Genomic DNA, 23,162 nt, shown 5'->3' with positions numbered 1-23,162 from the left:
ATGATTCGTAAACAAGACTATTTCAGGCTCGGAGCCTTCATCATCATCGGCACCTGCATGCTGATTGCCATCATTATCGTGCTGGGAGCCGGTAGATATTTCAGCAAGAGCTACACGGTGGAAAGCTATTTTAATGAGTCAGTCAACGGGCTGGAAATAGGCTCACCTGTCAAGTTGCGAGGCGTGAACGTCGGACGGGTTTCGGACATCAATTTCGTTGCCAACAAGTACGATGAAGCCCGATCCTCAGCCAGATACGTATTGGTAACCACAGAAATCAACCCGCAGCTGTTCAATGAAATGGACGATGACGAATTTTTGAAGTCCATAGATGAGGAAGTACAACGAGGTCTTCGAGTCCGACCGACTTCCCTGGGACTGACAGGTCAGCTGTTCCTGAATTTCGTGTATACCGATCCTACCCAGAATCGCCCGCTGCCCATTGGATGGGAACCGGACGTTGCCTATATTCCATCTGTGCCCAGCACATTGGGACGCGTGGAAAGTGCCGTGACAACCATTTCCAAAACACTCAGCGGCATACGACAGGAAGACATCACCTCAATCATCGAAGATGTTAAATCCATTGTTGATACCATTGATCACTTCATGCGTACCGAAGGTGGCCGAGAAGCCGGTAACCGTTTGCTCAGCATACTCGTTAGCACAGACAGACTGATCTCTCGCGTAAACACACTCATGGCATCACCGGAAACGGAACGGCTGATACCAGAAGTCGTTGGCGCCATTTCGGGCGTGAATCGTATCGTCAACGAATCTTCGGACGACCTTATTGCTGCGTCTAAAGAAGCGCGGCAGGCTATGGAAAACCTGAATAAGACATCGGCAATTATTAGCAAAGAGATCCAAAACGAGAAAACCCAGCAGGCGATCGCTCAAATTGGCCCTGCCCTGATCAACATATCAGAAGCATCGAATGACTTGGCCGCAGCTGTAGCCAAGGTCCATGCATTGGCTAATCGCTTGAATTCCATTGCAGCCAGTGAAGAAGGGACCATTCACAGCATTCTGGAAGATACACGAGAAATAATGCAAAATGTAAAAGAGTTGACCGGTGATGCCAAACGGTATCCTTCCGGTGTCTTCTTTGGAAAACCACCGAGTAAAGCAACCCCGGACACAGAATAACCCGGATTAGAGATATGATGAATAAAACCACCATCCCCTGTTTGCTCGTACTGCTCATGCTCAGCGCAGGTTGCGTAAAGCTGGGTAGCGAACCGTTAGACAAGCAATTTTATCGATTGATGCCCGAACGCAGTGCAGAAACGACGCATGTCAAAAGAGATTTGATTCTTAAAGTACGCCGATTGAGCATATCTGAAATCTACAATACCCGAGAACTCGTCTATCAGTTGGATAACGGACGAGTGGAATCGGATTTCTACAACATGTTCTTTGTCTCTCCGCGGTCCATGCTTACTACGGAATTGCGGTCCTGGCTGAAAGAGGCAGATATTTTCGCCAGCATAATCGAACCCGGCTCCATGATTATTCCCGGATTGACCCTCGAAGGTGTTGTCAATTCACTGTATGGCGACTATGCCACTAGTGAACCTGTGGCTGTTGTAGCCATGCAGTTTTTCCTTGTGGATGAAAACACGCCGGACAATACTATCGTTTTTTCCAAAGACTACACGCAACGCGTCCCTCTGACTGAGCCTACGCCCGAAAAGCTGGTTCAAGGAATGACGACCGGTGTTCAACTGATATTCGAAGAACTTGAAAAAGACCTGGCCCAAACGCCACTGCAATAAGACATGAGAAAAAAACAAAAAAGAGACCTTTACGCCCCTGAAGAGTTTGATGAAATTGAAGAAGGGCCAAGTCGCTCGCAACTCAAAAGGGAAATGCACGAACTGCAGAAACTCGGTGGCGATTTTGCCGCTCTAGGTGATAAAGTCATCAAGGAAACCGACCTCCCCCCGGAAGTTGAAGAAGCGCTCCTCCTCATTAAGAAGCTGACCAAACATGAAGCTCGGCGTCGACATATGCAATATGTGGGCAAGCTCATGCGCACTTTCGATACCACACGGGTTCGGGAAATTGTCGAAGCCGCCCAACAAGGACATGCGATCAAAACCGCTGAATTCCATCAAATGGAACAACTGCGGGATCGGCTGGTCGATGGCGACGACGATCTCCTCCAGTCGATGTTCACTGCGTACCCAGAAGATGGTCAACGCTTGCGCCAGTTGGTGTTGGGAGCCAGAAGGGAAAAGCTGAAAGGTCAGCCTCCCAAAAACAGCCGAGCCTTATTCAAAATGCTCAAGAAATTGCCACCTATGCCGGAAAAAGATTCTCCGGCCTCTTGACGCCCCTGAATATATACTTATTTCCCTATTAACGCATGAAACGGCTCCTAATCGGCCGTAAAAGGAGATAACATGGTAATTCACGAATATGCCGGGATCGTCACCGAGTTGGAAGATCACGATTGTCCGCATTGCGGAAAACCTATGGAACCGTGGCTTCCGCCGCCGGAAACCGGATGGGATGTCATTCTCATTTGCAACTCCAATAGCTGTCCTTTCTACCTTGGCAGCGAAGAAGAGATCGCGCATAAGCGTGAAGGTTCACACCTTGGATGCCGATATGCGCTCAATCCCCAAAATGGTTACAAGCCTGTAAACGTACTGGCCGTCTGCCCTCACTAAGCAACGCCAGTCCGGAGAACACCACGAAAAAGCCCCGTCATGCGGGGTTTTTTTGTGTCTACCTTCATCACCTTTTCCGAAGACCACCATGGAAATATTCGATTGGTTAGGATATTCCCTATTGATGAAAAGGGTGGTAAACCTCTTTCCTCACTGATTTATTAAGGAAGCTGCCATGACTGTCACGGAAGGAAAAGGTAAAGCGTTTTTCGCACTTTGCGCCGGAGTTTTTCTCTGGGCCAGTTCATTTGTTGCGCTGAAAATCGCTTTTCAGCACTTCGATCCGATGATTGTCATATTCGGGCGAATGCTTATCGCCTCCATCTGCTTTCTTTTCGTATTCAAGTCACTGAAGAACATTGATTACCGCGCAGGAGACTGGAAACTGCTGCTGTTCATGGGGGTCTGTGAGCCAGGGTTCTATTTCATTTTTGAAGCGCTCGCCCTGACATATACGGACGCCTCCCAAGCCGGTATGATCTGCGCCCTGCTCCCGCTGCTCATTGCCGTGGCAGCCCGCTTCACCTTGGGAGAAAAGGTATCCAGAAAAACACTCAGTGGCTTCTGTCTGGCTATTTCCGGTGCGATCATTCTTTCTGCAGCAGCGGAAAGTTCTTCAAATGCCCCCAACCCGATACTTGGGAACTTCCTCGAATTCATCGCCATGATCTGTGCGACAGGTTACATGATCACCCTGAAAGGGCTGACTCCCAGGTACAATCCATGGTTTTTAACGATGGTTCAGGCATTCATCGGGACCATGTTCTATTTCCCATTGCTGTTCCTGCCAACAACAACTATGCCCACCGAATTTTCATTCATTGGCATTTCTGCAATTGTTTATCTCGGAGTTTTCGTAACTCTGGCAGCCTATGGGTTGTATAATTATGGGATGTCCAAAATTCCGGCCAGTCAAGCTTCGGCCTTCGTCAATCTTATTCCGGTCATCACCCTCTTCCTCAGCTGGCTCATGCTGGGTGAACGCCTGAACATGATTCAGTATGCCGCTTCTTTCCTCGTGTTGGCAGGCGTATACATCAGCCAGGATAAAAAGAAGGAACCGGTTCCAGAGAAAAGCACCACGCCTGCTGCTCCGTAAGAACCGAGGAAAAACCTTTAATCTTTAAAGTGCGACGAAAGCCTCACCGTCACTAAAACCGGCTTCTGACAACAAGCGCTCAACAGCCTTCATACCACCCTCACCAACATCCAGACTGTAGTCAGTAACGAAGGTACGGATGTGCTCCTCAATGACCGCATCATCCATTTCCTGAGCATGCTCTTTAATATATGCTTTGCATCCTTCCGGATTCTTTCTAGCAGCGAGAAGGCTTTGACGGATAGCTTCATTCATCTGCGCAGCGACTTCAGGCCCCAGGGAACGGCGAACAGCAATTGCTCCAAGCGGAATAGGCAGTCCTGTGTGTTCTTCCCACCACTGACCTAAATCCATCATGCGATGTAATCCCATAGCCTCGAAAGTAAATCGCCCTTCGTGGATGACCACACCGGCGGCTACTTCACCGGACTTTACAGCCGGCATCACTTCATCAAAGACCATTTCCTTGAGAGTAACAGATATACCCTTCTCCTTGCAGCACAGCCCGAACAACAGGTTTGCAGTTGTGTTCCTGCCGGGGATAGCTACAGTTTTTCCATCCAGCGCGGTCATGTCTTGCTCCTGAATTCCCACCACGATGGGACCAACCCCGTACCCCATGGCCCCACCGGCCCGAAGCAGAACGTATTTATCCAGTATGGTGGCAGCAGCGGCAACAGATACCTTTACGACATCCAAAGCTTCTTCAGCAGCCATGGTGTTCAAAGCTTCAACATCAGCAAGCAATATATCCAACCCACCGGGCCAGTTGACATTTCCTGACGCCAAACCATGAAAAATAAACGTATCATTGGGACATGGAGAATAACCAAGCTTCAGCATCTACAACCTATCCATCTTATATAAATACACATTTAACTAACATTGACAGAGAAGCTCACTGCCTATACATCTAATGACCACCTGGTCACCATTACAATAAGGCATTTTAAAGAGCAAGAAAACATGTCCCGCGTACAACCCACTTTTGACAATCTTCCTGAAGAAAAACGCGACCGTGTTTTGCAGGAAGCAACACGAGAATTTGCTGACCACGGGTATGAACAGGCCAGCATCAATCGAATGGTCAAACGACTCGGTATTGCCAAGGGGTCATTGTTCAAATATTTCGGGAATAAGAAGGGATTATTTGAATACCTTTTCGGACAAGCTCTTGCCGAATTCAAGAGACCACTGAAAGCCATTCGTGACACGTCAGGTAAGGATTTTTTTCAACGCATCGAAAACAGCTTCCTTGCCAGTGCCGCATTCATCGATTCGCACCCGCACCTCTATAGTATCTACCTCAAGATGCTGTTTAACGAGCACTTTCCCATGCGCGATCATTTCCTTGGGGAGATCCGGGGTGCACATGCAAAGTATTTACGTCAACTGGTTCAAAACGGCATTGAAAGCGGGCAACTGCGGCCTGAGTTGGATGTTGATGAAACCGTTTTCATCCTTCACTCGGTCCTTGATCGTTTTCTACAAAACCATGCAGTCCCTTCGCTGGACAAAGGGATTGAACCAGAAAAACAACGCTTGAAAGACAAAGCCAGGGCCATGACGGATTTTCTACGCCATGGTTTAGGCAACACGTCATCTTAGGAGATATGTCAATGCAACTGCTGAGTAACGATTACTTCGCCAACATGGGTCTCAAAGAAATTCGTGGCAAAGTTGAAGCAGGTGAACGCCTGTCTTTTGAAGACGGCGTCACACTGTTTGAGTGTCCTGAGCCGCTGGCTGTTGGCGCCCTGGCACACAAAGTTCGGACCCGATTACACGACAACAAGGCTTACTATGTTGTGAATCAGCATGTGAACTATACCAATGTCTGCATCAACGGATGTGTTTTTTGTGCCTACCAGCGCGAAGAAGGACAGGATGGTACGTTCGTCCTTACCAAAGAAGATATCCTTGCCAAGATCGAAGGGGCAGCCTTAAGCCCTCGTGAAATCCATATCGTTGGCGGGTGTCACCCCAAGTTGCCTCTCTCCTATTTCGAAGATGTCATGTCTTCCGTGAAAGACCGATTCCCCGAAGTGGTTCTCAAGTGCTTTACTGCCGTTGAAATTGCTCATTTTGCTCGGCTTGAAAACACTACCACGCTTGATGTCCTCACCCGACTTCATGCTGCCGGTCTCGACATGCTGCCAGGTGGCGGAGCTGAGATATTTGCAGAATCCGTTCGAAGCCAGATTTGCCCACGTAAGTCTACTGCCGATGAATGGCTCGCTGTTCACGAGGAAGCTCATTCCATCGGAATGAAAACCAACTGCACGATGCTTTTCGGGCATATTGAATCGCAGGAAGACCGACTCGACCATCTCATTCGACTGAGGGAATCGCAGGACCGAGGCGGTGGCTACACCTGTTTTATTCCTCTGCCCTTTCTCACTGAAAACAGTCAACTGACCATCGAGAAGCCTTTAACCGGGCTGGAAGAGCTTCGCACCATCGCCATCAGCAGACTGATGCTCGACAATATTCCTCACATCAAAGCATATTGGGTCATGCTTGGAGTGAAACAAGCACAGGCCGCCCTCAAGTTCGGAGCGGATGATTTCGACGGAACGGTTGTCGAAGAGAAAATCGGCCATGAAGCCGGGGCGACCAGTGAGCAGGGGCTGAGCCACACAGAACTGCAAGACATGATCCGCGGGTGTGGCTGCACCCCTGTGGAACGAGATGGCTTCTTCAACGAGGTGTAATCATGAACCTTCAATCAGTTTACCAAAAGATTTTGAACGGCGAGCGCATTGGCTTTGATGAAGCTCGTACACTGTATAATGAGGCAGATTTTTACGATCTGGGCTATCTGGCACATCAGATTCGCCTTCGTAAACATCCTGAACCAACCGTCACGTATGTGATCGACAGAAACATCAACTACTCAAATATTTGCGTGTGTTGTTGCAAGTTCTGCGCTTTCTACAAGGAGCCGGATCAGGATGGCGGCTACGTGCTGAGCTATGAAGAAATTGGCCAGAAAATAGCCGAGACCATAGAACTGGGCGGCACGCAAATCCTCATGCAGGGTGGACACCACCCCGACCTGCCACTTTCCTGGTACGAAGATATGCTGCGTCATATCAAATCGAATTACAATATCCATATTCATGCTTTTTCTCCGCCCGAAGTCGTTTTTTGGAGCGAATTGGAACAGATTCCTGTCGCTGAGGTGATTTCGAGACTTCGCAACGCCGGACTGGATTCGATCCCTGGTGGCGGTGCTGAGATTCTGGTCGATGAAGTGCGTTCCGAAGTCGCCCCCAACAAGTGCCCAGCCGACCAGTGGCTTGGCGTCATGGAAGAGGCTCACAACCAGGGATTGCGCACAACTGCCACCATGATGTTTGGGCATAAGGAAACTCCCGAGCAACGTTTGGAGCACCTCTTTGCCGTTCGTGAGACCCAGGACCGTACAAGTGGGTTTACCGCATTCATTCCCTGGACATTTCAGCCTGATTATACTGAGCTTCCAGAGTGCAGAAAACTGACCAGCACCGAGTACCTCAGAACGCTGGCTGTTTCGCGAATCGTTTTGGATAACATCGACAACATTCAGGTGTCATGGGTAACAATGGGTCCGAAAATCGCGCAACTCGCCCTCTATTTCGGAGGAAACGACTTTGGGTCGACCATGATCGAAGAAAACGTCGTAAAAGCTGCAGGGGTGGCCTTCAGGCTATCAAAAGAGGAAATCCACAGACTGGTCATTGACGCAGGGTTCGCCCCGCAACAACGCACTATGGATTACACCCCCTTGGAGACGAAATAGATGTCTCTTAGGCTTGGCAAAATCAGCTACCTTAATGTGCTTCCAATATATCGCCCAATTGAAAACGGGTTGATTGATCATGACTTTGAAATAGTCAGTGGACCGCCTTCAGAGCTGAACAAGCTCATGGACGCAGGCGAACTCGATATATCAGCAGCATCCAGCATTGAATATGCACGCCATCCAGAAAAATACCTGCTGGTACCGAACATAGCGATCGGAAGCAGAGGGCCGGTTCAGTCCGTCCTGCTTTTGAGCAAATATCCTGTCGAAGAATTGGAGAATAAGACAATCCTTGTCAGCTCCCAAACCCACACTTCGGCGGCTCTCCTGAAGGTGTTGCTGGCTGAACTATGGAAAGTGTCTCCAGATTTTGTAACGGGCGATGCGACGAGCCAACTGGAATCAGGTAACGAGTTTGATGCAATATTGGCTATAGGTGACGAAGCGCTGAACCTTCGTTACCACCCTTCTTTCCCTCACAGAGTGGACTTGGGCGAGTCTTGGCGCGAATTGACGGGGCTGCCCTTCATTTTTGGTGTGTGGATCGCACAACGATCCAGCTTTGAAGAGAACCCATCGGCTACGGTTGAGGGATGTAAAAAGTTGGTCGAAGCTAGGTTGTGGGGTGAAGAAAATATTCGCGATATCTGTTTGCTAGCCTCCGAAAGCAGTTGCTTGAATCAAACAGAAATGTGTTCCTACTTCGACGGCCTTGTGTACGAGTTTGGAGAGCAGGAACTAAAAGGACTCACAGAATTCTGCCGCTATCTTAAAAGAAATGGATTATTGGAAAAGATTCCACCGATGGACTTCCTGTCCTTATAAGCAAAAAAAAAGCCCGGATTACCGGGCTTTTTTTAATTCTTGATGTACTCAATAAACGTTTTAAGAGCTGGGAACATGTGTCTACCATGGTGGTAGATTAAATAAAATTGTCGCTGACCTTCTAGTTCTGGCACTTGTAACCGTATCAATCTTCCAGAATCGATCAAGTGCTTTGAAGCTGCCAAGGAAGTTATGCTGACACCAACCCCATTAATAGTGTGTGCGATTGTTTCGCAGGTCCCATTTACCTGACAGCGTATGTTCAGATCCTTGAGGGTCATCCCCGCTTTAATCAAAGCATTCTCCAGGACATTACGTGTGCCAGATCCTTTTTCTCGCATCACCCAGGGCATTGCGGTAAGTGCATCAAGGGAGACTGTACCGGAATCGCTCCAAGGCGCGTTAGGAGAAGCTACGACCACGACTTCATCTTCTGACATCAAATAAGACTCAAGTTGGTCATCGTCAGGTTCTTGCCCAACTATGCCAACGGGAAACTCGCCATCAGAAACACGTTTCATGATTTCACTGGAATCCAACGTGTTGATGGAAAAAGATACATCAGGATACTTTGCAGAGAATCCTGAAAGCACATCAGGAACTATAGTCAACGACGGGATAGTGCTACAACCAATTATTAGTTCACCCACTACCTTATCTCGAAGCAACTCTATAGAAGCCTTTGCTTGATCTAGATTTTCAAAGATCGCAACTGCCCCACGATACAAGACATGGCCAGCCTGGGTTGGAATGACTTTTCTCCCTAAACGATCAAAAAGTCGTACACCAAGCTGCTCTTCAAGGTTTGCCACATGGGAACTGATAGTTGGCTGAGATAAAAACATGACTTCTCCGGCTTTGGAAAAGTTCTGCATCTCATACACTTTACAAAAAGCATCTAACTTTCGAATATCCATATACCACTCGATTTAACCTATTGAAAAGATCGATAGCTATAAGCAAAAAAAAGGCGGACGTTACCGTCCGCCTTAATGACTTATTCTTCGCCCTTCTCTTCAGTCTTAGGAGCTTCAGGAGCTTCTTCGACAGGAGCTTCGGCTTGAGCCTTTTTGGTCAGTTCGATAATGACCATCGGAGCGCAATCGCCTTTGCGGGGCTGAGCGAGCTTGATAATACGAGTATACCCACCGGTTCCGCCTTCAAAGCGAGGACCGATTTCGTCAAACAAACGCTGCACCATCTGATGGCTACCAAGGACTTTGTAAGCCTGGCGGCGGGTGTGCAGGTCATTGCGAAGAGCCAGCGTGATGAGCTTGTCAACAATACGACGCAGTTCTTTAGCTTTGGCTTCAGTGGTTCGGATCTGCTCGTAGGTCATGAGCGCGCGGGCCATGTTTTTGAACATGGCAGCGCGGTGAGTATTGGACCGATTCAGTTTACGACCGGACTTTCTATGCCTCATTTTTCTCTTTCCTCTTCAACCATTCCTGGTATTTCTTGTCAAAATCCTCAACGGTCATACCGAACTTAAGCTGCATTCCATCCAAGACTCGACGAATCTCATCAAGAGACTTACGACCGAAGTTCTTGGTCTTCAGCATGGCCTGTTCTGTACGCTGTACCAACTCTCCCACCAACTGAATGTTGGCAGCCTTCAAGCAATTGGTTGCTCGAACAGAGAGTTCGAGCTCATCAATGGACTTGAAGAGATTGGGGTTCAGATCGATGGAATCTTCTTCTTCCTCTTGGGCTTCGGAAGACAGCTCATCGAAGTTAATGAACACAGAGAGTTGATCTTTCAGGATCTTGGCACTGTATGCACAGGCATCCTCAGGAGTCACGGAACCGTCGGTCCAGACTTCAAGGATGAGTTTATCATAGTTCGTCATCTGACCGACACGAGCCTGCTCCACAGAGTAAGCTACCTTCTTTACAGGAGAGTAGCTCGCATCAAGGATCATGGAACCGATCTCATCGGTCAAACCTTCATGCATGTCAGCGGGGACGTAACCCTTGCCCATGCGCACTTCGATCTCCATTTTGAACGGACGATCTTCAGTGAGAGTGGCAATAAGCTGATCGGAGTTCAGAACCTTTGCATTCTGATTCTCCTGAATCATGCTCGCTTTGACCGGGCCTTTTTTGTTGGCTTCGAGAACCAACCGCTGAGGCTCATCAGTGGTCATAGCTATACGAACCTGCTTCAGGTTCAATACGACCTCAGTCATATCTTCGAGCACACCAGGAAGTGTGGTGAACTCATGCTGCACGCCCTCAATAGAGGCGGCAACAATGGCACACCCCTGCATAGAGGACAGAAGGACCCGGCGCATGGCATTACCAATGGTAGTAGCATAACCGCGCTCAAGGGGTTCACAGATGAACTTGCCGTAATTCTCACCGGACTTTGGGTCACGGGTGAGCTTTTCAGGTTTGACCAGTTCACTCCAGTTGCGGGTGTTGATTAATTTGTCGCCGTTCTCAATAAGCATGAAGTCCCCTATTTACTTGGAGTACAATTCGACGATGAGCTGCTCGTTGATCGGGAACTGAATGTCTTCCCGGCTAGGCATAGCCTTGACAGTACCCTTGAAGTTGGGACCATCGGATTCGAGCCATTCAGGGCAACCGCGACGAGCGATAACTTCCTGGGCCTCACCAATGACAGGGATCTTGCGAGCTTCTTCACGGACCTCGATAACGTCTTCGGGCTTAACCTGCATGGAAGGGACGTTTACGCGACGGCCGTTCAGCATGAAAATACCATGACGTACAAGCTGACGAGCCTGATCACGGGAATTAGCAAAACCAAGACGGAAAATCACGTTGTCCAGTCGGCGCTCAAGGAGCATCAACAGGTTATGACCGGTTACACCCTTCATGCCGTCGGCACGATGGTAGTAATCACGGAACTGTCCTTCGAGAACTCCATACATGCGACGCACTTTCTGCTTCTCACGAAGCTGGATTGCGTAGTCACTCATCTTGTGACGCATGCGACCGGAGTGTCCCGGAGGGTACGGACGCTTTTCATAAGCGCATTTATCAGTGTAGCAGCGGTCGCCCTTCAGGAAGAGTTTTTCTCCCTCGCGACGGCACAGCTTGCATTTAGCTTGAGTATATCTTGCCACGATACTTCTCCTTAATTAGACCCTGCGGCGTTTGGGCGGACGGCAACCATTATGCGGAATCGGTGTGATATCGCGAATAAAGGTCACCTTGAAGCCAGCGTTGTTAATGGCGCGCATTGCGGCTTCACGACCAGAGCCGGGGCCCTTGACGTAAATACCAACAGTACGCATTCCGGAATCCTGAGCACGCTTGGCAGCGGATTCGGCAGCCATCTGCGCTGCAAACGGGGTGGACTTGCGGGAACCCTTGAAATGAGCGCCTGCGGAAGCCCAGCTGACAACATTGCCCTTAACGTCAGTGAAGGTCACGATCGTATTATTGAACGTGGCTTTAACGTGAGCAATGCCTACGGGAATGTTCTTTTTCTCTTTTTTCTTCCCAGCTCGACGAGGTCTAGCCATGGCCTAAATCTCCGTTTAATAAAAGTCTTAACATACGTAACTCATTTCTAAAAGCTACGTGAATTGTCTGTAGGTACCGACGCTATTTCTTCTTGCGTCCCATGACGGAACGGCGAGGCCCCTTACGGGTACGAGCGTTGGTTTTGGATTTCTGACCGCGAACGGGCAGTCCACGACGATGACGCAGGCCGCGATAACAGCCGATGTCCATCAGTCGCTTGATGTTGCCGGTAATCTCACGACGGAGGTCACCTTCAACTTTGTAGTTGTTTTCAATCTCGTTACGAATCGCGTTGACTTCATCAGCAGTGAGGTTGTCACTGTTGGTCTGCCAATCGATTTTAGTATCATTGAGAATCTGCAGGGCCATGGTCCGGCCGATGCCGTAAATGTAGGTCAGCGCAACATCCATGCGCTTATTTCTCGGCAGATCAACACCAGCTATACGTGCCATAGTTATTACCCTTTATCCTTGACGCTGCTTGTGACGCGGGTTGTCACAGATAACCCGCAGCACACCGTTGCGCCTGATTACTTTGCACTTGGGACACATTTTCTTAACAGAAGGTCTGACTTTCATGACCGTCTCCAAACTGTCTAAATAACAATAATGCCAATACCCCAAATGGGGTGGCCTTTTAAACGAATCTGTATCTCATACAGCGATTTCCGATAAAGTGCAAGTCTGTTTTGCACCAGCCAAGTGGTTAATCAGACAAGCTCAATATCCTGGGGCCGTCACTTGTAACTGCTACAGAGTGCTCAAAATGAGCTGACAGTTTCCTGTCTTTAGTAACAGCAGTCCAATTATCATCAAGCACTTCAACTTCATAGCTCCCAACAGTGACCATCGGCTCTATGGCAAGCACCATTCCGGCCTTGAGAGGAACGCCGGACATGCCCTTGGGAATGAAGTTAGGGATTTCAGGCTTTTCATGTAAATGACTGCCAATCCCATGCCCGACAAAACGACGGACAATACCGAAACCGAAACCTTCAACATATGACTGGATTGCCGCGGAAATGTCATACAAGTTGTTACCAGGTACGGCTTGTTCGATACCCTTGTAAAGCGACTCACGGGTTACGTCCATGAGTTTTTTTGTTTCTGGAGAAACATTACCTACGGCAAAAGTTCTGGCAGAGTCTCCAAAAAATCCTTTGTACACAACTCCCATGTCAAAACTGACAATGTCACCCTCTTGAAGGATGCGTTCTTTGGAAGGGAAGCCATGAACAATTTCTTCATTAACAGAACAACACAGAGCAAAGGGAAAACCCTGATACCCCATGAAGGCAGGCCGTACATTTAATTCTTTGCAGCGAGCCTGGCAAATCTCCTCGAAGAGAATAGTGGGAACGCCAGGTTTGACGTTTTCACCGAGTTCATCGAGGATTCGGGAAACAATACGATTGGCCTCACGCATGAGGCCAATCTCTTTATCATTCTTTAGGAAGACACCCCTGAACTTCTTCAAGGCTACCTACCTTTTCCGGCTTTACCCATCAAGCCTTCGTACTGACGCGAAATCAGATAAGACTCGATCTGTCCCATGAAGTCCATAGCAACGCCGACGACAATCAACAATGAAGTTCCACCGAAGTAAAACGGAACACCGAAGTTTGAGATCAGGAACATAGGAACTACACAAACAAGAGACACATAGAATGCACCCCACAGAGTGATACGTGCCAGTACGCGATCAATGTACTCACGAGTTCTGGCGCCAGGACGAATGCCTGGGATAAAACCACCCTGCTTCTGAATATTTTCTGAGATTCCTTTGGGATCAAACATGATCGCAGTGTAGAAATAACAGAAGAATATGATGATTCCGATGAACAACAAGTTGTACACGATGGAATCAGGGCTCATGAAAGCCGAGATGTCCTGCAACCACTGCACGTTGGAAAACTGTGCGAGGGTAGCGGGGAACATAAGGATGGACGATGCAAAAATCGGGGGAATAACACCCGCGGTATTGATCTTCAGAGGCAGATGTGTGGTCTGGCCTCCAAACATGCGTCGTCCTTGCTGACGTTTAGCATAGTGAATGGGAATTCTGCGTTGTCCACGTTCCATGAATACGATGAATGCCAATGTGGCAATCATGAATAATACAATGAAAAGAAGGACAAACAGGGTGATTTCTCCCACGGTCATCAACTGCACAGTATTAACTACTGCCGAAGGAAGTCCGGCGATAATACCTGCGTAAATGATGAGAGAAATACCGTTCCCAATTCCCTTTTCTGTCAGCTGTTCACCCAGCCACATCAGAAACACGGTACCTGCAGTCAGGGTCAAGATGGTCATCAACTTGAAACCCCAACCAGGAATCAGGACCATGGGAGCCCCAGTGGGGCTCGCAGCCGACTCAAGACCGGATGCAATGGCAAAGCCTTGCACCACGGTAATGAGCACGGTTCCGTATCTGGTGTACTGAGTTATTTTCTTTCTACCGGCTTCGCCTTCTTCTTTCTGAAGACGCTTCAACTCGGGAGACACGACGGTCAGGAGCTGAAGGATAATTGAAGCCGAGATGTATGGCATAATACCCAGGGCGAAGATGGACATGTTGGACAGTCCACCGCCCGAGAACATATCGAATATCCCGAAGAGTGTGTTCTGCGCTTGGGCGAAAAACTCGGCAAGCGCTGCACTGTCGACCCCAGGAATGGGAATGTGAATGCCGATCCGGTAGACAGCAAGCAGTGCGAACGTCCAGAGCAGTTTTTTCTTCAGCTCTGGTAATCGGGCAAGATTCTCAACTCCTGACATCGCCACAATAACCCTTCCGATACCCTATAAGGTTAGCCTTCAATGGCCTTGGCGTTACCGCCGGCCTTGGCAATCTTCTCAGCTGCGGATGCACTGAAGCGATGTGCTTCAATGGTGACAGCTTTTTCCACTTCACCGGTTCCGAGAACCTTGACCGGAGCGCCTTCTTTGGCAACTCCACGATCATAGATGTCAGCAAGGGTGATTTCATCCTTGCCTTCAAACATGCTGATCAACTGGCCAACGTTAACAGCTTCGTATTCCACACGGAAGGGATTTTTGAAGCCACGCTTGGGAAGGCGACGCGCCAGAGGCATCTGTCCACCCTCAAACCCGGGGCGAACGCCGCCACCGGAGCGAGAATTCTGACCCTTGTGGCCCTTTGCGGAGGTCTTACCCCAGCCAGAACCAGAACCACGGCCTATACGACGACGATTCTTATACTCTTCCGGGAAAGCATAGAGTTCATGAAGTCTCATGATTCAACTACCTCCACCAAGTGTCTGACCTTATAGATCATGCCACGAATGACAGCGTTGTCGTCGTGTTCCTTGATCTGTCCGATCTTGCGCAAACCAAGCGCTGCCAGGGTTTTCACCTGGTCAGGCTTGCAGGCAATTTTGCTTTTAATCTGTTTTACTTTCAACACGGCGATCTCCTCTACTTTCTCGGCGTAGAAACCGGGACACCGCGAAGAGCGGAAACATCCTCGGCACTACGCAGGGATTCGAGACCGGCAATGGTAGCACGCAACACGTTATGCGGGTTGTTGGTACCAATTGCTTTGGTCAGGATGTCATGAACGCCTACGGCTTCCATGATCGCGCGCACAGGACCACCGGCGATGATACCGGTACCACGGGATGCAGGCTTGAGCATAACGCGGCCAGCACCGTAGCGACCCAGTACTTCATACGGCAAAGTGCCATCAAGAAGAGGAACCTGGATCATGTTCTTTTTAGCACGCTCGCTAGCCTTACGGATGGCTTCAGGCACTTCGTTGGCCTTACCCAGTCCGTAGCCTACCCCACCTTCACCGTCACCGACGACCACCAGGCAGCTGAAGCTGAAACGGCGGCCACCCTTAACAACTTTGGCGACGCGATTGAGGTAGACGATTTTTTCGATCAGTCCACTTTCATTTTGTTCCATTGTACTTTCCTAGCTGCCTAGAATTTCAGCCCGCCCTCGCGGGCACCGTCGGCAAGGGATTTAATCTTGCCGTGATAGATATAACCATTCCGGTCAAAGACGACGGTTTCGATCTTGTTCTCCAAAGCCTTCGCAGCAATGTCTTTACCGACTTTGGCTGCGGATTCTTTGTTGGCTTTCAGAGACTCGCCTTCCTTAGCCAACACCTGAGTGCTGGAAGAAGCGAGAGTCACACCGTTTACATCGTCAACCAACTGAGCATAAAGATGCTGGTTGGAGCGGAAGACAACCAAACGGGGTCGTGCTTCAGTACCGGAGACCTTTTTTCTGATGCGGGGCTTACGAGTAAGCCGCTTTGCATTCTTGCTTTTACTCATGGCTACTCCCCCTACTTGGAACCGGACTTACCGGCCTTGCGGCGAATGACTTCTTCAGCGTACTTAATGCCTTTACCCTTGTAAGGTTCGGGCGGACGTACGCGACGAATCTGAGCCGCGACTTCACCGACAAGCTGCTTATCAATGCCTTCGATGGTCAGCTTAATGCCTTCCGCCTTAGCATCGATACCGGCGGGCAGATCGAATTCAACGGGATGAGAATATCCAACGTTCAAAACGACTTTCTTGCCCTGAACGGACACCTTGTATCCAACACCAATGACTTCCAAACCCTTGGTATATCCTTTGGATACGCCTTCAACGCAGTTAGCGAGCAGGGTTCGACGCAGGCCGTGCTGACCACGAGCATTGCGGGAATCGTTAGTGCGAGTGATATAAACCTTGCCATCCTCGACCTTGTACTCAACGGTTTCATGAACCGGAGTAGTCAAAGAACCTTTCGGACCTTTGACCTGGATCTCGGAGGCTCCGACGGATACCTCGACACCCGCAGGGATGTCGATGGGATTTTTTCCTATACGAGACATTTGGAACCTCTCTACCAGATTTCGGCCAGAAGCTCGCCGCCAATTTTGGCCTCTTTGGCCTTGGCACCTTCGAGCAGCCCCTTTGAGGTGGACACGATACAAATACCGATACCGTTCTGGACTCGGGGGATATCAGCTGCACCAACATATACGCGACGACCCGGCTTGCTGATCTTTTTCAGACCAGTGATAAGCGGTTTGCCATTGGCGTATTTGAGGGTAATACTGATGTCCCTGTCCTCGACAGCGTAGTCGGTGATATAACCTTCTTCCTTCAGGATACCCGCAATAGAAGCTTTCATCTTGGAAGCGGGGACGGCAACATCGGTATGATATGCACCGTACGCATTCCGGATGCGGGTCAACATGTCGGCTACAGGATCAACAACAGCCATTTCATTTCTCCTTAATTACCAGCTCGCCTTGCGGACGCCAGGAAGTTCCCCGGCAAGAGCTTTGTTGCGGAAGCAAATACGGCAGATGCCGTAACGCCTCAGAAAAGCACGAGGACGGCCACAAATCGGGCAACGATTGTAGGCGCGAACCTTGAACTTGGGTTTGCGGCGAGCCTTAACGCGAATGCTTGTTTTGGCCACTTTCCGTCCTCCTATTTCTTAAAGGGCATGCCAAGGAGATCAAGAAGCATCTTGCCTTCCTTGTCAGTTTTTGCGGTCGTGACGATGGTCACGTTCATGCCCTTCACTAAATCAACCTTATCGATTTCGAGCTCAGGGAAAATGGTGTGTTCCTTGATGCCGAGAGTAAAGTTGCCGCGACCGTCGAAACCACGATCGGGAACGCCGCGGAAGTCACGGACTCTGGGCAGCGCGAAAGACACGAGCCTATCGTAAAAGTCCCACATGCGTTCGCCGCGAAGCGTTACACGCGTACCAATCGGCATACCTTCACGCAGCTTGAACTGAGCGATGGACTTCTTGGCCTTGGTGATAACAGCTTTCTGACCGGCGATTGCGGTCAGTTCCGCTACAGCGGGCTCGATGAGCTTGCTGTTCTGCGAAGCTTCACCGAGACCGATGTTCAGGGAGACCTTCACCAAACGTGGGATCTCCATTGCTGAACTGTAGCCGAACTCCTTCTGAAGCTCAGGGACTACTTTTTCTTTATATACACTTTCGAGACGTGTCATACTGATTCCTATTTGAAGATCTCGTTGCACTTCTTGCAGAAGCGAACTTTCTTCCCGTCTTCAGTCTTCTTGTACCCGATCCGCGTGGGCTTGGTGCATGCATCGCATACAACGGCCACATTGGATACATGAATCGGGGCTTCCTTCTCGATGATCCCGCCAGGCTGCTGGGCATAGGGATTGGCCTTGGTGTGACGCTGAACCATATTGACTTTCTCAACGAGGAGTTTGTCTTTTTTGGTCAGAATCTTGAGAACCTTGCCAACCTTTCCCTTGTCCTTACCGGCGATGACCATGACTTTGTCGTCTTTACGAATCTTCGTCTTCATCATCATATCCTCTTACAGGACCTCAGGAGCGAGGGAAACGATCTTCATGAAGCCGGCCGCACGCAACTCACGAGCAACAGGTCCGAAAATACGGGTACCTACAGGCTCCATGTTGTTGTTAAGCAGAACAGCCGAGTTGTTGTCGAACTTAATGTAGGAACCATCGGGACGACCGATTTCCTTTTTGGTGCGAACAACAACCGCCTTCATGACGGAGCCTTTCTTCACTTTGGAGTGAGGCATGGCTTCCTTGACGGATACTACTACGATGTCACCGACGCTGGCGTAACGGCGCTTGGATCCACCAAGCACCTTGATGCACTGGACCTTCTTGGCCCCGGAGTTGTCAGCCACGTCGAGTTTGGATTCAACCTGTATCATTTGATTTCCTCCTAACCCTTAGACGGCCTTTTCGAGGATCTGCACCAGGTGCCAGCGCTTACGCTTGGACATGGGCCTCGATTCGACAATCTGCACCTTATCGCCAACACCGCAGTCATTAGCCGGATCATGGGCCATGAACTTCTTGCGGCGACGAATATACTTCTTCAGCAGCGGGTGCTTGACCAGGGTCTCGACGCGGACGACAATTGTCTTGTCGGCTTTGTCGGAGACGACCAGGCCGGTGAGCACACGCCTGTTGCCTTTGTATTTGAACTCAGCCATTTCTCTACGCTCCCTGTCGTTCCTTCTGAATAGTCAGGATACGGGCGATAGTCTTTTTGGCGCCGCTGAGAGCCTTGGTATTTTCCAACTGAGCGGTAGCATGCTTGAAGCGCATGGAGAACAACTCCTTGCGGGTTTCAACAAGCTTCTCGCTGAGAGCGGCGTCATCCAGTTCACGAAGTTCTTTAGTAGTCAGCATTTACGCACCCTCCTTAACGACGATGGCCGTTTTGATGGGCAGCTTGTAGGAAGCACGCTTGAGAGCTTCCTTAGCAAGGTTAATGTCAACACCTTTGACTTCGTACATGATACGACCCGGTTTCACCGGTGCAACCCAACCTTCGGGAGCACCTTTACCTTTACCCATGCGGACTTCCGCGGGCTTGGATGTGACGGGGAAATCAGGGAAGATACGGATCCAGACCTTACCACCACGCTTGATGTGACGCATGATGGCGACACGAGCGGATTCGATTTGCTGGCTGGTGATCTTTCCATGCTCCAATGCCTTCAGGCCGATTTCGCCGAAGGACACGCTGTTACCCCGTTGGGCCTTGCCTCTGAGGCGGCCTTTTTGCCGCTTTCTGAATTTAACTCTTTTTGGAGCAAGCATTACTGTTCAACCTCTTTGTCAAGAATCTCACCCTTGAAGATCCAGACCTTGACACCGATTACGCCGTAGGTGGTAGCTGCTTCGGCAAAACCGTAGTCGATATCGGCACGAAGGGTGTGCAGGGGCACACGCCCATCACGATACCATTCGCCGCGTGCAATTTCAGCTCCGGCCAAACGACCGGCACATGCGACTTTGATACCCTCGGCGCCGAATTTCCTGGCAAGGCCCACCGTGCGCTTCATGGCACGGCGGAAGGCAATACGACGTTCGAGTTGTTGGGCAATGTTCTCAGCTACGAGCTGAGCTTCAACCTCCGGTCGACGGATCTCGTTGACCTCAATGGTGAATTCGGTTTGAAACTTGCTGCGGAGTTCTTCGCGCAGCTTTTCTATCTCAACACCCTTGCGTCCGATAACGATACCGGGACGTGCGGTGTGGATGATCAGTCGAATCTTACCGCCGGCACGTTCGATTTCGAGACGTGCAATACCGGCTTGGTAAAGTTTCTTCTTTACGAATTTGCGGATTTGATCGTCCTGGAGAACGAATGCCGGGTAATCCTTCTTGCTGTACCAGCGGGACACCCAGTTCTTGTTATAACCAAGACGAAAACCGTAAGGATGTACTTTCTGTCCCATACTATTGCTCCTTCACCACGATGGTGATGTGGCTGGTACGCTTGCGGATACGATAGGCGCGGCCCATGGCACGCGGCTGGATACGTTTCCAAGTCGGTCCTTCGTTGACTGTGACCGAATCAACGATCAGAGAGTCAACATCAACTCCGGGCATCTGTTCTGCATTGGAAATGGCAGAGTACAGCACCTTGCTGAGAATCTGGGCAGACTTTTTCGGGGTGAACCGAAGAATGTTGAGGGCATCCTCAACGCCTTTACCCTTGATGTTATCAGCGACAAGGCGGGTCTTGCGCGGAGATACACGAATGTATTTAGCTACTGCTTTAGCTTCCATAATGTCCTCCCCTACTTCTTCTTGTCGGCAGCGTGGCCGAAGTAGGTACGGGTGGGCGAAAACTCACCTAATTTGTGACCGACCATATTTTCGGTCACGAAAACCGGGATGAACTTGCGTCCATTGTGAACAGCGAAGGTCATACCGACCATCTCAGGGAAAATCGTGGAGCGGCGCGACCAAGTCTTGATGACACGGCGATCCTGATTTTCAGCAGCGGCTTCGACTTTCTTCATAAGGTGGCCGTCAATGAACGGGCCTTTCTTAAGAGATCTAGGCATTAGTTATACTCCTACTTCTGGCCGCGGCGTTTGACGATGAGCTTCGAAGAAGCTTTCTTCTTGTTGCGAGTCTTGTAACCCTTAGCAGGTACGCCCCACGGAGAAACCGGGTGACGACCACCAGAGCTACGACCCTCACCACCACCAAGCGGGTGATCGATCGGGTTCATTGCAACGCCTCGAACCTTCGGGCGACGGCCAAGCCAACGAGCACGTCCGGCTTTACCGATCTTAATACTTTCGTGATGAATGTTACCAACCTGGCCGATAGTTGCGCAGCAGGTGACGAGGACCTTGCGGACTTCGCCGGAAGGCATGCGCAGGAGAGCGTATTTGCCTTCTTTAGCTACCAACTGAGCGTAGGTGCCGGCTGCACGACAGAACTGACCACCCTTTCCAGGATGCAGCTCAATGTTGTGAACGACGGTACCAGTCGGAACCTGAGAGAGCTGCATTGCGTTGCCGGGCTTGATGTCAGCACCTTCACCAGCAAGAATGCGGTCTCCCTGATTGAGACCAACAGGAGCCAGAATGTAACGTTTTTCACCATCTGCATAATGCAGGAGTGCGATGCGAGCACTGCGGTTCGGATCGTATTCGATCTCAGCAACCTTGGCCGGAACGCCAATCTTGTTACGCTTGAAATCGATGATACGGTACAGAGTTTTGTGCCCACCACCACGACGGCGCATGGTTACGCGACCATTGTTATTGCGACCGGCCTTCTTGGTCAGGCCTTTGGTCAGTGACTTCTCGGGAGTGGTCCGGGTGATCTCGGCAAAATCCGAGATCGTCTGGAACCGGCGGCCCGGAGAAGTAGGCTTCAGCTTACGGGTTGCCATTTGTTACACTCCTTCGAAGATTTCGATCTTATCGCCTTTCACGAGCTTCACATAGGCCTTCTTGTAACCGGGGATACGACCGGTGACACGACCGAAGCGCTTGCGCGGCATGGCTTTTTTACGAATGATGTTAACGGACTCGACCTTAACGTCAAACGCTGCCTCAACTGCCTTCTTCACCTCGATTTTATTGGAATCAGGGTGGACGAAGAAGGTGACGTGATTGGACTGCTCCTTAGCGTCGTTGGCCTTTTCAGACACAACGGGCTTAAGCAAAACTTGGGAATAATCCATTACTTCAACCTCTCTTGAACGTCTTGGGCGGCAGCCTCGAGCATTACCAGCTCAGGGTACAGCAGCACGTCGTAAACATTCAGCTTAGCGGCTTCGATCACTTTGACGTGAGGCATGTTCCGTGCGGAAAGTACCAGCTTTTCGTCAGCGTCTTTTGCCACGATGAGGGTTTTACCGAGACCGAGCTTTTCAGCAACTGCTGCGAAAGCCTTGGTCTTGATTTCATCGAGTTCGATAGACTTAACCACTGTGAGTTTCTCTTCGGAAACACGAGAGGAAAGAGCCATCTGCAAAGCCAGCTTGCGGACCTTTTTATTCACTTTGAAAGAATAGTCACGGGGCTGGGGACCGAAGGTGGTCGCACCGCCACGCCACAGAGGCGAACGGGAAGAACCAGCACGAGCGCGTCCGGTGCCCTTCTGGCGCCAAGGCTTGCGTCCGCCGCCCGTGATAAGGGCGCGGTTCTTGGTTGCGTGCGTACCCTGACGCTTTGCAGCGCGCTGGGAGCGGACAACCAGGTTGAGAATTTCAGGCTGAACTTCAACCTCGAAAACCTCAGGGGCCAGTTCGATATCGCCCACTTTCGTATTATTCTGATCAACTACTTGCAATTTTGCCATGATATCTACCTCTAACCGTTCTTGCGGATCATCACGAGGCCATTGGTGGGTCCAGGAATCTGGCCCTTGACCACCAGGACGTTGTCCTCGGGCCTGACATCAATGATTTCCACGTTGCTGACGGTCACGCGGGCGTTACCCATTTGGCCGGGCATTTTCTTGCCCTTCCAGATACGGCCCGGGAAAGTTGCGTTACCAACGGAACCGGGTACACGATGAACCTTCTCCGCACCGTGAGATGCGCGGGAACCAGCAAAGTTGTGACGCTTCATGACACCCTGAAAACCTTTACCTTTGGAGGTACCGGTTACTTTGACCTTTTCTCCGGCGGAGAAAATGTCAACAGTGATGTCCTGGCCGAGTTCGTACTCATCCACTGCATCAAGAGGAAATTCCTTGAGGGTGCGGTACATTTCTTTGCCGGCCTTGGCCTGATGACCCTTCATGGGCTTGTTCACCTTGCGCTCGGCGATGACATCATAGCCGATCTGCAGGGCGTTGTAGCCTTCCTTGTCCGATGTCTTGATCTGCATAACCGGGCAAGGACCTGCCTCAATAACGGTCACAGGGCAGATGGTACCATCGTCTTTGAAAATACGGGTCATACCCAGCTTCTTACCGAGAATTCCAAGAGTTTTAGCCATAACTAGTAC

At 50.1% G+C, this 23,162-nt stretch carries 39 protein-coding genes; 9 read left to right on the top strand and 30 right to left on the bottom strand.

Annotated features, from left to right (window positions below):
• The 5 genes from DPRO_RS19485 (at position 1) to DPRO_RS19465 (ending at position 3,777) form a co-directional block, all read left to right on the top strand.
• Positions 1–1,149: an MlaD family protein gene (locus tag DPRO_RS19485; protein ID WP_097013581.1), complete on the top strand. Its 1,149-nt coding sequence runs from the start codon at positions 1–3 to the stop codon at positions 1,147–1,149.
• Between the two features lie 14 nt (positions 1,150–1,163).
• On the top strand, positions 1,164–1,778 hold the full coding sequence (locus DPRO_RS19480) for an ABC-type transport auxiliary lipoprotein family protein (protein WP_097013580.1): 615 nt from the start codon (positions 1,164–1,166) through the stop codon (positions 1,776–1,778).
• A 3-nt stretch (positions 1,779–1,781) separates the two neighbouring features.
• Complete coding sequence (gene yjgA / locus DPRO_RS19475) at positions 1,782–2,336, top strand: ribosome biogenesis factor YjgA (protein ID WP_097013579.1); 555 nt, start codon at positions 1,782–1,784, stop codon at positions 2,334–2,336.
• A gap of 72 nt (positions 2,337–2,408) precedes the next feature.
• Positions 2,409–2,678, top strand: a complete 270-nt coding sequence (locus DPRO_RS19470; protein WP_097013578.1) for a hypothetical protein — start codon at positions 2,409–2,411, stop codon at positions 2,676–2,678.
• Between the two features lie 175 nt (positions 2,679–2,853).
• Positions 2,854–3,777: a DMT family transporter gene (locus tag DPRO_RS19465; protein WP_097013577.1), complete on the top strand. Its 924-nt coding sequence runs from the start codon at positions 2,854–2,856 to the stop codon at positions 3,775–3,777.
• A gap of 24 nt (positions 3,778–3,801) precedes the next feature.
• Here the strand turns inward: DPRO_RS19465 and DPRO_RS19460 are convergent, their stop codons facing one another.
• Positions 3,802–4,620, bottom strand: a complete 819-nt coding sequence (locus DPRO_RS19460) for a 1,4-dihydroxy-6-naphthoate synthase (protein WP_097013576.1) — start codon at positions 4,618–4,620, stop codon at positions 3,802–3,804.
• A 42-nt stretch (positions 4,621–4,662) separates the two neighbouring features.
• Here DPRO_RS19460 and DPRO_RS19455 point away from each other — a divergent pair, with 42 nt between their 5' ends.
• Genes DPRO_RS19455 through DPRO_RS19440 form a run of 4 tightly spaced genes read left to right on the top strand, consistent with a single transcriptional unit; the run spans position 4,663 to position 8,389 of the window.
• Positions 4,663–5,385: a TetR/AcrR family transcriptional regulator gene (locus tag DPRO_RS19455; RefSeq protein WP_232005652.1), complete on the top strand. Its 723-nt coding sequence runs from the start codon at positions 4,663–4,665 to the stop codon at positions 5,383–5,385.
• Positions 5,386–5,396: 11 nt separating this feature from the next.
• Entirely contained in the window at positions 5,397–6,491 is a 1,095-nt protein-coding gene (gene mqnE, locus DPRO_RS19450; protein WP_173806830.1) for an aminofutalosine synthase MqnE, read from the top strand.
• 2 nt (positions 6,492–6,493) lie between these two features.
• Complete coding sequence (gene mqnC, locus DPRO_RS19445; RefSeq protein ID WP_097013574.1) at positions 6,494–7,561, top strand: cyclic dehypoxanthinyl futalosine synthase; 1,068 nt, start codon at positions 6,494–6,496, stop codon at positions 7,559–7,561.
• Positions 7,562–8,389, top strand: a complete 828-nt coding sequence (locus tag DPRO_RS19440) for a menaquinone biosynthetic enzyme MqnA/MqnD family protein (protein WP_097013573.1) — start codon at positions 7,562–7,564, stop codon at positions 8,387–8,389.
• Between the two features lie 32 nt (positions 8,390–8,421).
• Here DPRO_RS19440 and DPRO_RS19435 read toward each other — a convergent pair whose 3' ends face one another.
• The 29 genes from DPRO_RS19435 to rplC all read right to left on the bottom strand — a co-directional run bounded on the left by DPRO_RS19435 (position 8,422) and on the right by rplC (position 23,153).
• Complete coding sequence (locus tag DPRO_RS19435) at positions 8,422–9,306, bottom strand: selenium metabolism-associated LysR family transcriptional regulator (RefSeq protein ID WP_097013572.1); 885 nt, start codon at positions 9,304–9,306, stop codon at positions 8,422–8,424.
• Between the two features lie 80 nt (positions 9,307–9,386).
• Positions 9,387–9,812: a 50S ribosomal protein L17 gene (gene rplQ, locus DPRO_RS19430; protein WP_097013571.1), complete on the bottom strand. Its 426-nt coding sequence runs from the start codon at positions 9,810–9,812 to the stop codon at positions 9,387–9,389.
• Positions 9,802–10,842, bottom strand: coding sequence for a DNA-directed RNA polymerase subunit alpha (locus tag DPRO_RS19425; protein ID WP_097013570.1), 1,041 nt, complete (start codon positions 10,840–10,842; stop codon positions 9,802–9,804). Before DPRO_RS19425 ends, rplQ begins: the two co-directional genes overlap by 11 nt.
• 12 nt (positions 10,843–10,854) lie before the next feature.
• Complete coding sequence (rpsD, locus tag DPRO_RS19420; RefSeq protein WP_097013569.1) at positions 10,855–11,481, bottom strand: 30S ribosomal protein S4; 627 nt, start codon at positions 11,479–11,481, stop codon at positions 10,855–10,857.
• A gap of 15 nt (positions 11,482–11,496) precedes the next feature.
• Positions 11,497–11,883: a 30S ribosomal protein S11 gene (gene rpsK / locus DPRO_RS19415; RefSeq protein WP_015416595.1), complete on the bottom strand. Its 387-nt coding sequence runs from the start codon at positions 11,881–11,883 to the stop codon at positions 11,497–11,499.
• 82 nt (positions 11,884–11,965) lie between these two features.
• The gene (rpsM, locus tag DPRO_RS19410) at positions 11,966–12,337 is read right to left on the bottom strand and encodes a 30S ribosomal protein S13 (protein ID WP_097013568.1); all 372 of its coding nucleotides are present in this window, start codon (positions 12,335–12,337) and stop codon (positions 11,966–11,968) included.
• Positions 12,338–12,349: 12 nt separating this feature from the next.
• The gene (gene rpmJ, locus DPRO_RS19405; RefSeq protein ID WP_097013567.1) at positions 12,350–12,463 is read right to left on the bottom strand and encodes a 50S ribosomal protein L36; all 114 of its coding nucleotides are present in this window, start codon (positions 12,461–12,463) and stop codon (positions 12,350–12,352) included.
• A gap of 127 nt (positions 12,464–12,590) precedes the next feature.
• Positions 12,591–13,361, bottom strand: coding sequence for a type I methionyl aminopeptidase (gene map, locus DPRO_RS19400; protein ID WP_097013566.1), 771 nt, complete (start codon positions 13,359–13,361; stop codon positions 12,591–12,593).
• A gap of 2 nt (positions 13,362–13,363) precedes the next feature.
• Positions 13,364–14,671: a preprotein translocase subunit SecY gene (secY, locus tag DPRO_RS19395; protein ID WP_173806828.1), complete on the bottom strand. Its 1,308-nt coding sequence runs from the start codon at positions 14,669–14,671 to the stop codon at positions 13,364–13,366.
• A 26-nt stretch (positions 14,672–14,697) separates the two neighbouring features.
• Positions 14,698–15,144: a 50S ribosomal protein L15 gene (gene rplO, locus DPRO_RS19390; protein ID WP_097013564.1), complete on the bottom strand. Its 447-nt coding sequence runs from the start codon at positions 15,142–15,144 to the stop codon at positions 14,698–14,700.
• On the bottom strand, positions 15,141–15,314 hold the full coding sequence (gene rpmD, locus DPRO_RS19385; protein WP_173806826.1) for a 50S ribosomal protein L30: 174 nt from the start codon (positions 15,312–15,314) through the stop codon (positions 15,141–15,143). The genes rplO and rpmD overlap by 4 nt, the downstream gene beginning before the upstream one ends.
• Positions 15,315–15,325: 11 nt before the next feature.
• The gene (rpsE, locus tag DPRO_RS19380) at positions 15,326–15,817 is read right to left on the bottom strand and encodes a 30S ribosomal protein S5 (RefSeq protein ID WP_097013562.1); all 492 of its coding nucleotides are present in this window, start codon (positions 15,815–15,817) and stop codon (positions 15,326–15,328) included.
• 17 nt (positions 15,818–15,834) lie between these two features.
• Positions 15,835–16,194: a 50S ribosomal protein L18 gene (gene rplR, locus DPRO_RS19375; protein WP_097013561.1), complete on the bottom strand. Its 360-nt coding sequence runs from the start codon at positions 16,192–16,194 to the stop codon at positions 15,835–15,837.
• Between the two features lie 11 nt (positions 16,195–16,205).
• Complete coding sequence (gene rplF, locus DPRO_RS19370) at positions 16,206–16,742, bottom strand: 50S ribosomal protein L6 (RefSeq protein WP_097013560.1); 537 nt, start codon at positions 16,740–16,742, stop codon at positions 16,206–16,208.
• Between the two features lie 11 nt (positions 16,743–16,753).
• Entirely contained in the window at positions 16,754–17,137 is a 384-nt protein-coding gene (rpsH, locus tag DPRO_RS19365; RefSeq protein ID WP_097013559.1) for a 30S ribosomal protein S8, read from the bottom strand.
• 15 nt (positions 17,138–17,152) lie between these two features.
• Positions 17,153–17,338: a type Z 30S ribosomal protein S14 gene (locus tag DPRO_RS19360; protein ID WP_097013558.1), complete on the bottom strand. Its 186-nt coding sequence runs from the start codon at positions 17,336–17,338 to the stop codon at positions 17,153–17,155.
• An 11-nt stretch (positions 17,339–17,349) separates the two neighbouring features.
• Entirely contained in the window at positions 17,350–17,889 is a 540-nt protein-coding gene (rplE, locus tag DPRO_RS19355; protein WP_097013557.1) for a 50S ribosomal protein L5, read from the bottom strand.
• Positions 17,890–17,897: 8 nt separating this feature from the next.
• On the bottom strand, positions 17,898–18,221 hold the full coding sequence (rplX, locus tag DPRO_RS19350; RefSeq protein WP_097013556.1) for a 50S ribosomal protein L24: 324 nt from the start codon (positions 18,219–18,221) through the stop codon (positions 17,898–17,900).
• A gap of 9 nt (positions 18,222–18,230) precedes the next feature.
• Entirely contained in the window at positions 18,231–18,599 is a 369-nt protein-coding gene (gene rplN, locus DPRO_RS19345; protein ID WP_097013555.1) for a 50S ribosomal protein L14, read from the bottom strand.
• A gap of 18 nt (positions 18,600–18,617) precedes the next feature.
• The gene (rpsQ, locus tag DPRO_RS19340; protein ID WP_097013554.1) at positions 18,618–18,884 is read right to left on the bottom strand and encodes a 30S ribosomal protein S17; all 267 of its coding nucleotides are present in this window, start codon (positions 18,882–18,884) and stop codon (positions 18,618–18,620) included.
• Between the two features lie 4 nt (positions 18,885–18,888).
• Positions 18,889–19,080 (bottom strand): 50S ribosomal protein L29, encoded by a 192-nt coding sequence (gene rpmC, locus DPRO_RS19335; RefSeq protein ID WP_097013816.1) that lies wholly within the window; start codon positions 19,078–19,080, stop codon positions 18,889–18,891.
• Positions 19,081–19,083: 3 nt separating this feature from the next.
• The gene (gene rplP / locus DPRO_RS19330; RefSeq protein ID WP_097013553.1) at positions 19,084–19,497 is read right to left on the bottom strand and encodes a 50S ribosomal protein L16; all 414 of its coding nucleotides are present in this window, start codon (positions 19,495–19,497) and stop codon (positions 19,084–19,086) included.
• On the bottom strand, positions 19,497–20,138 hold the full coding sequence (gene rpsC / locus DPRO_RS19325; RefSeq protein WP_015416578.1) for a 30S ribosomal protein S3: 642 nt from the start codon (positions 20,136–20,138) through the stop codon (positions 19,497–19,499). The genes rplP and rpsC overlap by 1 nt, the downstream gene beginning before the upstream one ends.
• A gap of 1 nt (position 20,139) precedes the next feature.
• Complete coding sequence (gene rplV / locus DPRO_RS19320) at positions 20,140–20,472, bottom strand: 50S ribosomal protein L22 (RefSeq protein ID WP_097013552.1); 333 nt, start codon at positions 20,470–20,472, stop codon at positions 20,140–20,142.
• An 11-nt stretch (positions 20,473–20,483) separates the two neighbouring features.
• Positions 20,484–20,753, bottom strand: coding sequence for a 30S ribosomal protein S19 (gene rpsS / locus DPRO_RS19315; RefSeq protein ID WP_015416576.1), 270 nt, complete (start codon positions 20,751–20,753; stop codon positions 20,484–20,486).
• An 11-nt stretch (positions 20,754–20,764) separates the two neighbouring features.
• Positions 20,765–21,595 (bottom strand): 50S ribosomal protein L2, encoded by an 831-nt coding sequence (gene rplB / locus DPRO_RS19310; protein WP_097013551.1) that lies wholly within the window; start codon positions 21,593–21,595, stop codon positions 20,765–20,767.
• Positions 21,596–21,598: 3 nt separating this feature from the next.
• Entirely contained in the window at positions 21,599–21,889 is a 291-nt protein-coding gene (gene rplW / locus DPRO_RS19305) for a 50S ribosomal protein L23 (RefSeq protein WP_097013550.1), read from the bottom strand.
• Positions 21,889–22,509 (bottom strand): 50S ribosomal protein L4, encoded by a 621-nt coding sequence (gene rplD / locus DPRO_RS19300; RefSeq protein ID WP_097013549.1) that lies wholly within the window; start codon positions 22,507–22,509, stop codon positions 21,889–21,891. The genes rplW and rplD overlap by 1 nt, the downstream gene beginning before the upstream one ends.
• Before the next feature lie 11 nt (positions 22,510–22,520).
• The gene (gene rplC, locus DPRO_RS19295) at positions 22,521–23,153 is read right to left on the bottom strand and encodes a 50S ribosomal protein L3 (protein ID WP_097013548.1); all 633 of its coding nucleotides are present in this window, start codon (positions 23,151–23,153) and stop codon (positions 22,521–22,523) included.
• Between the last annotated feature and the right edge of the window lie 9 nt (positions 23,154–23,162).

The organism is Pseudodesulfovibrio profundus (assembly GCF_900217235.1).
Lineage (GTDB): Bacteria > Desulfobacterota > Desulfovibrionia > Desulfovibrionales > Desulfovibrionaceae > Pseudodesulfovibrio > Pseudodesulfovibrio profundus.
This window is presented reverse-complemented; position numbering and strand designations above follow the sequence as displayed.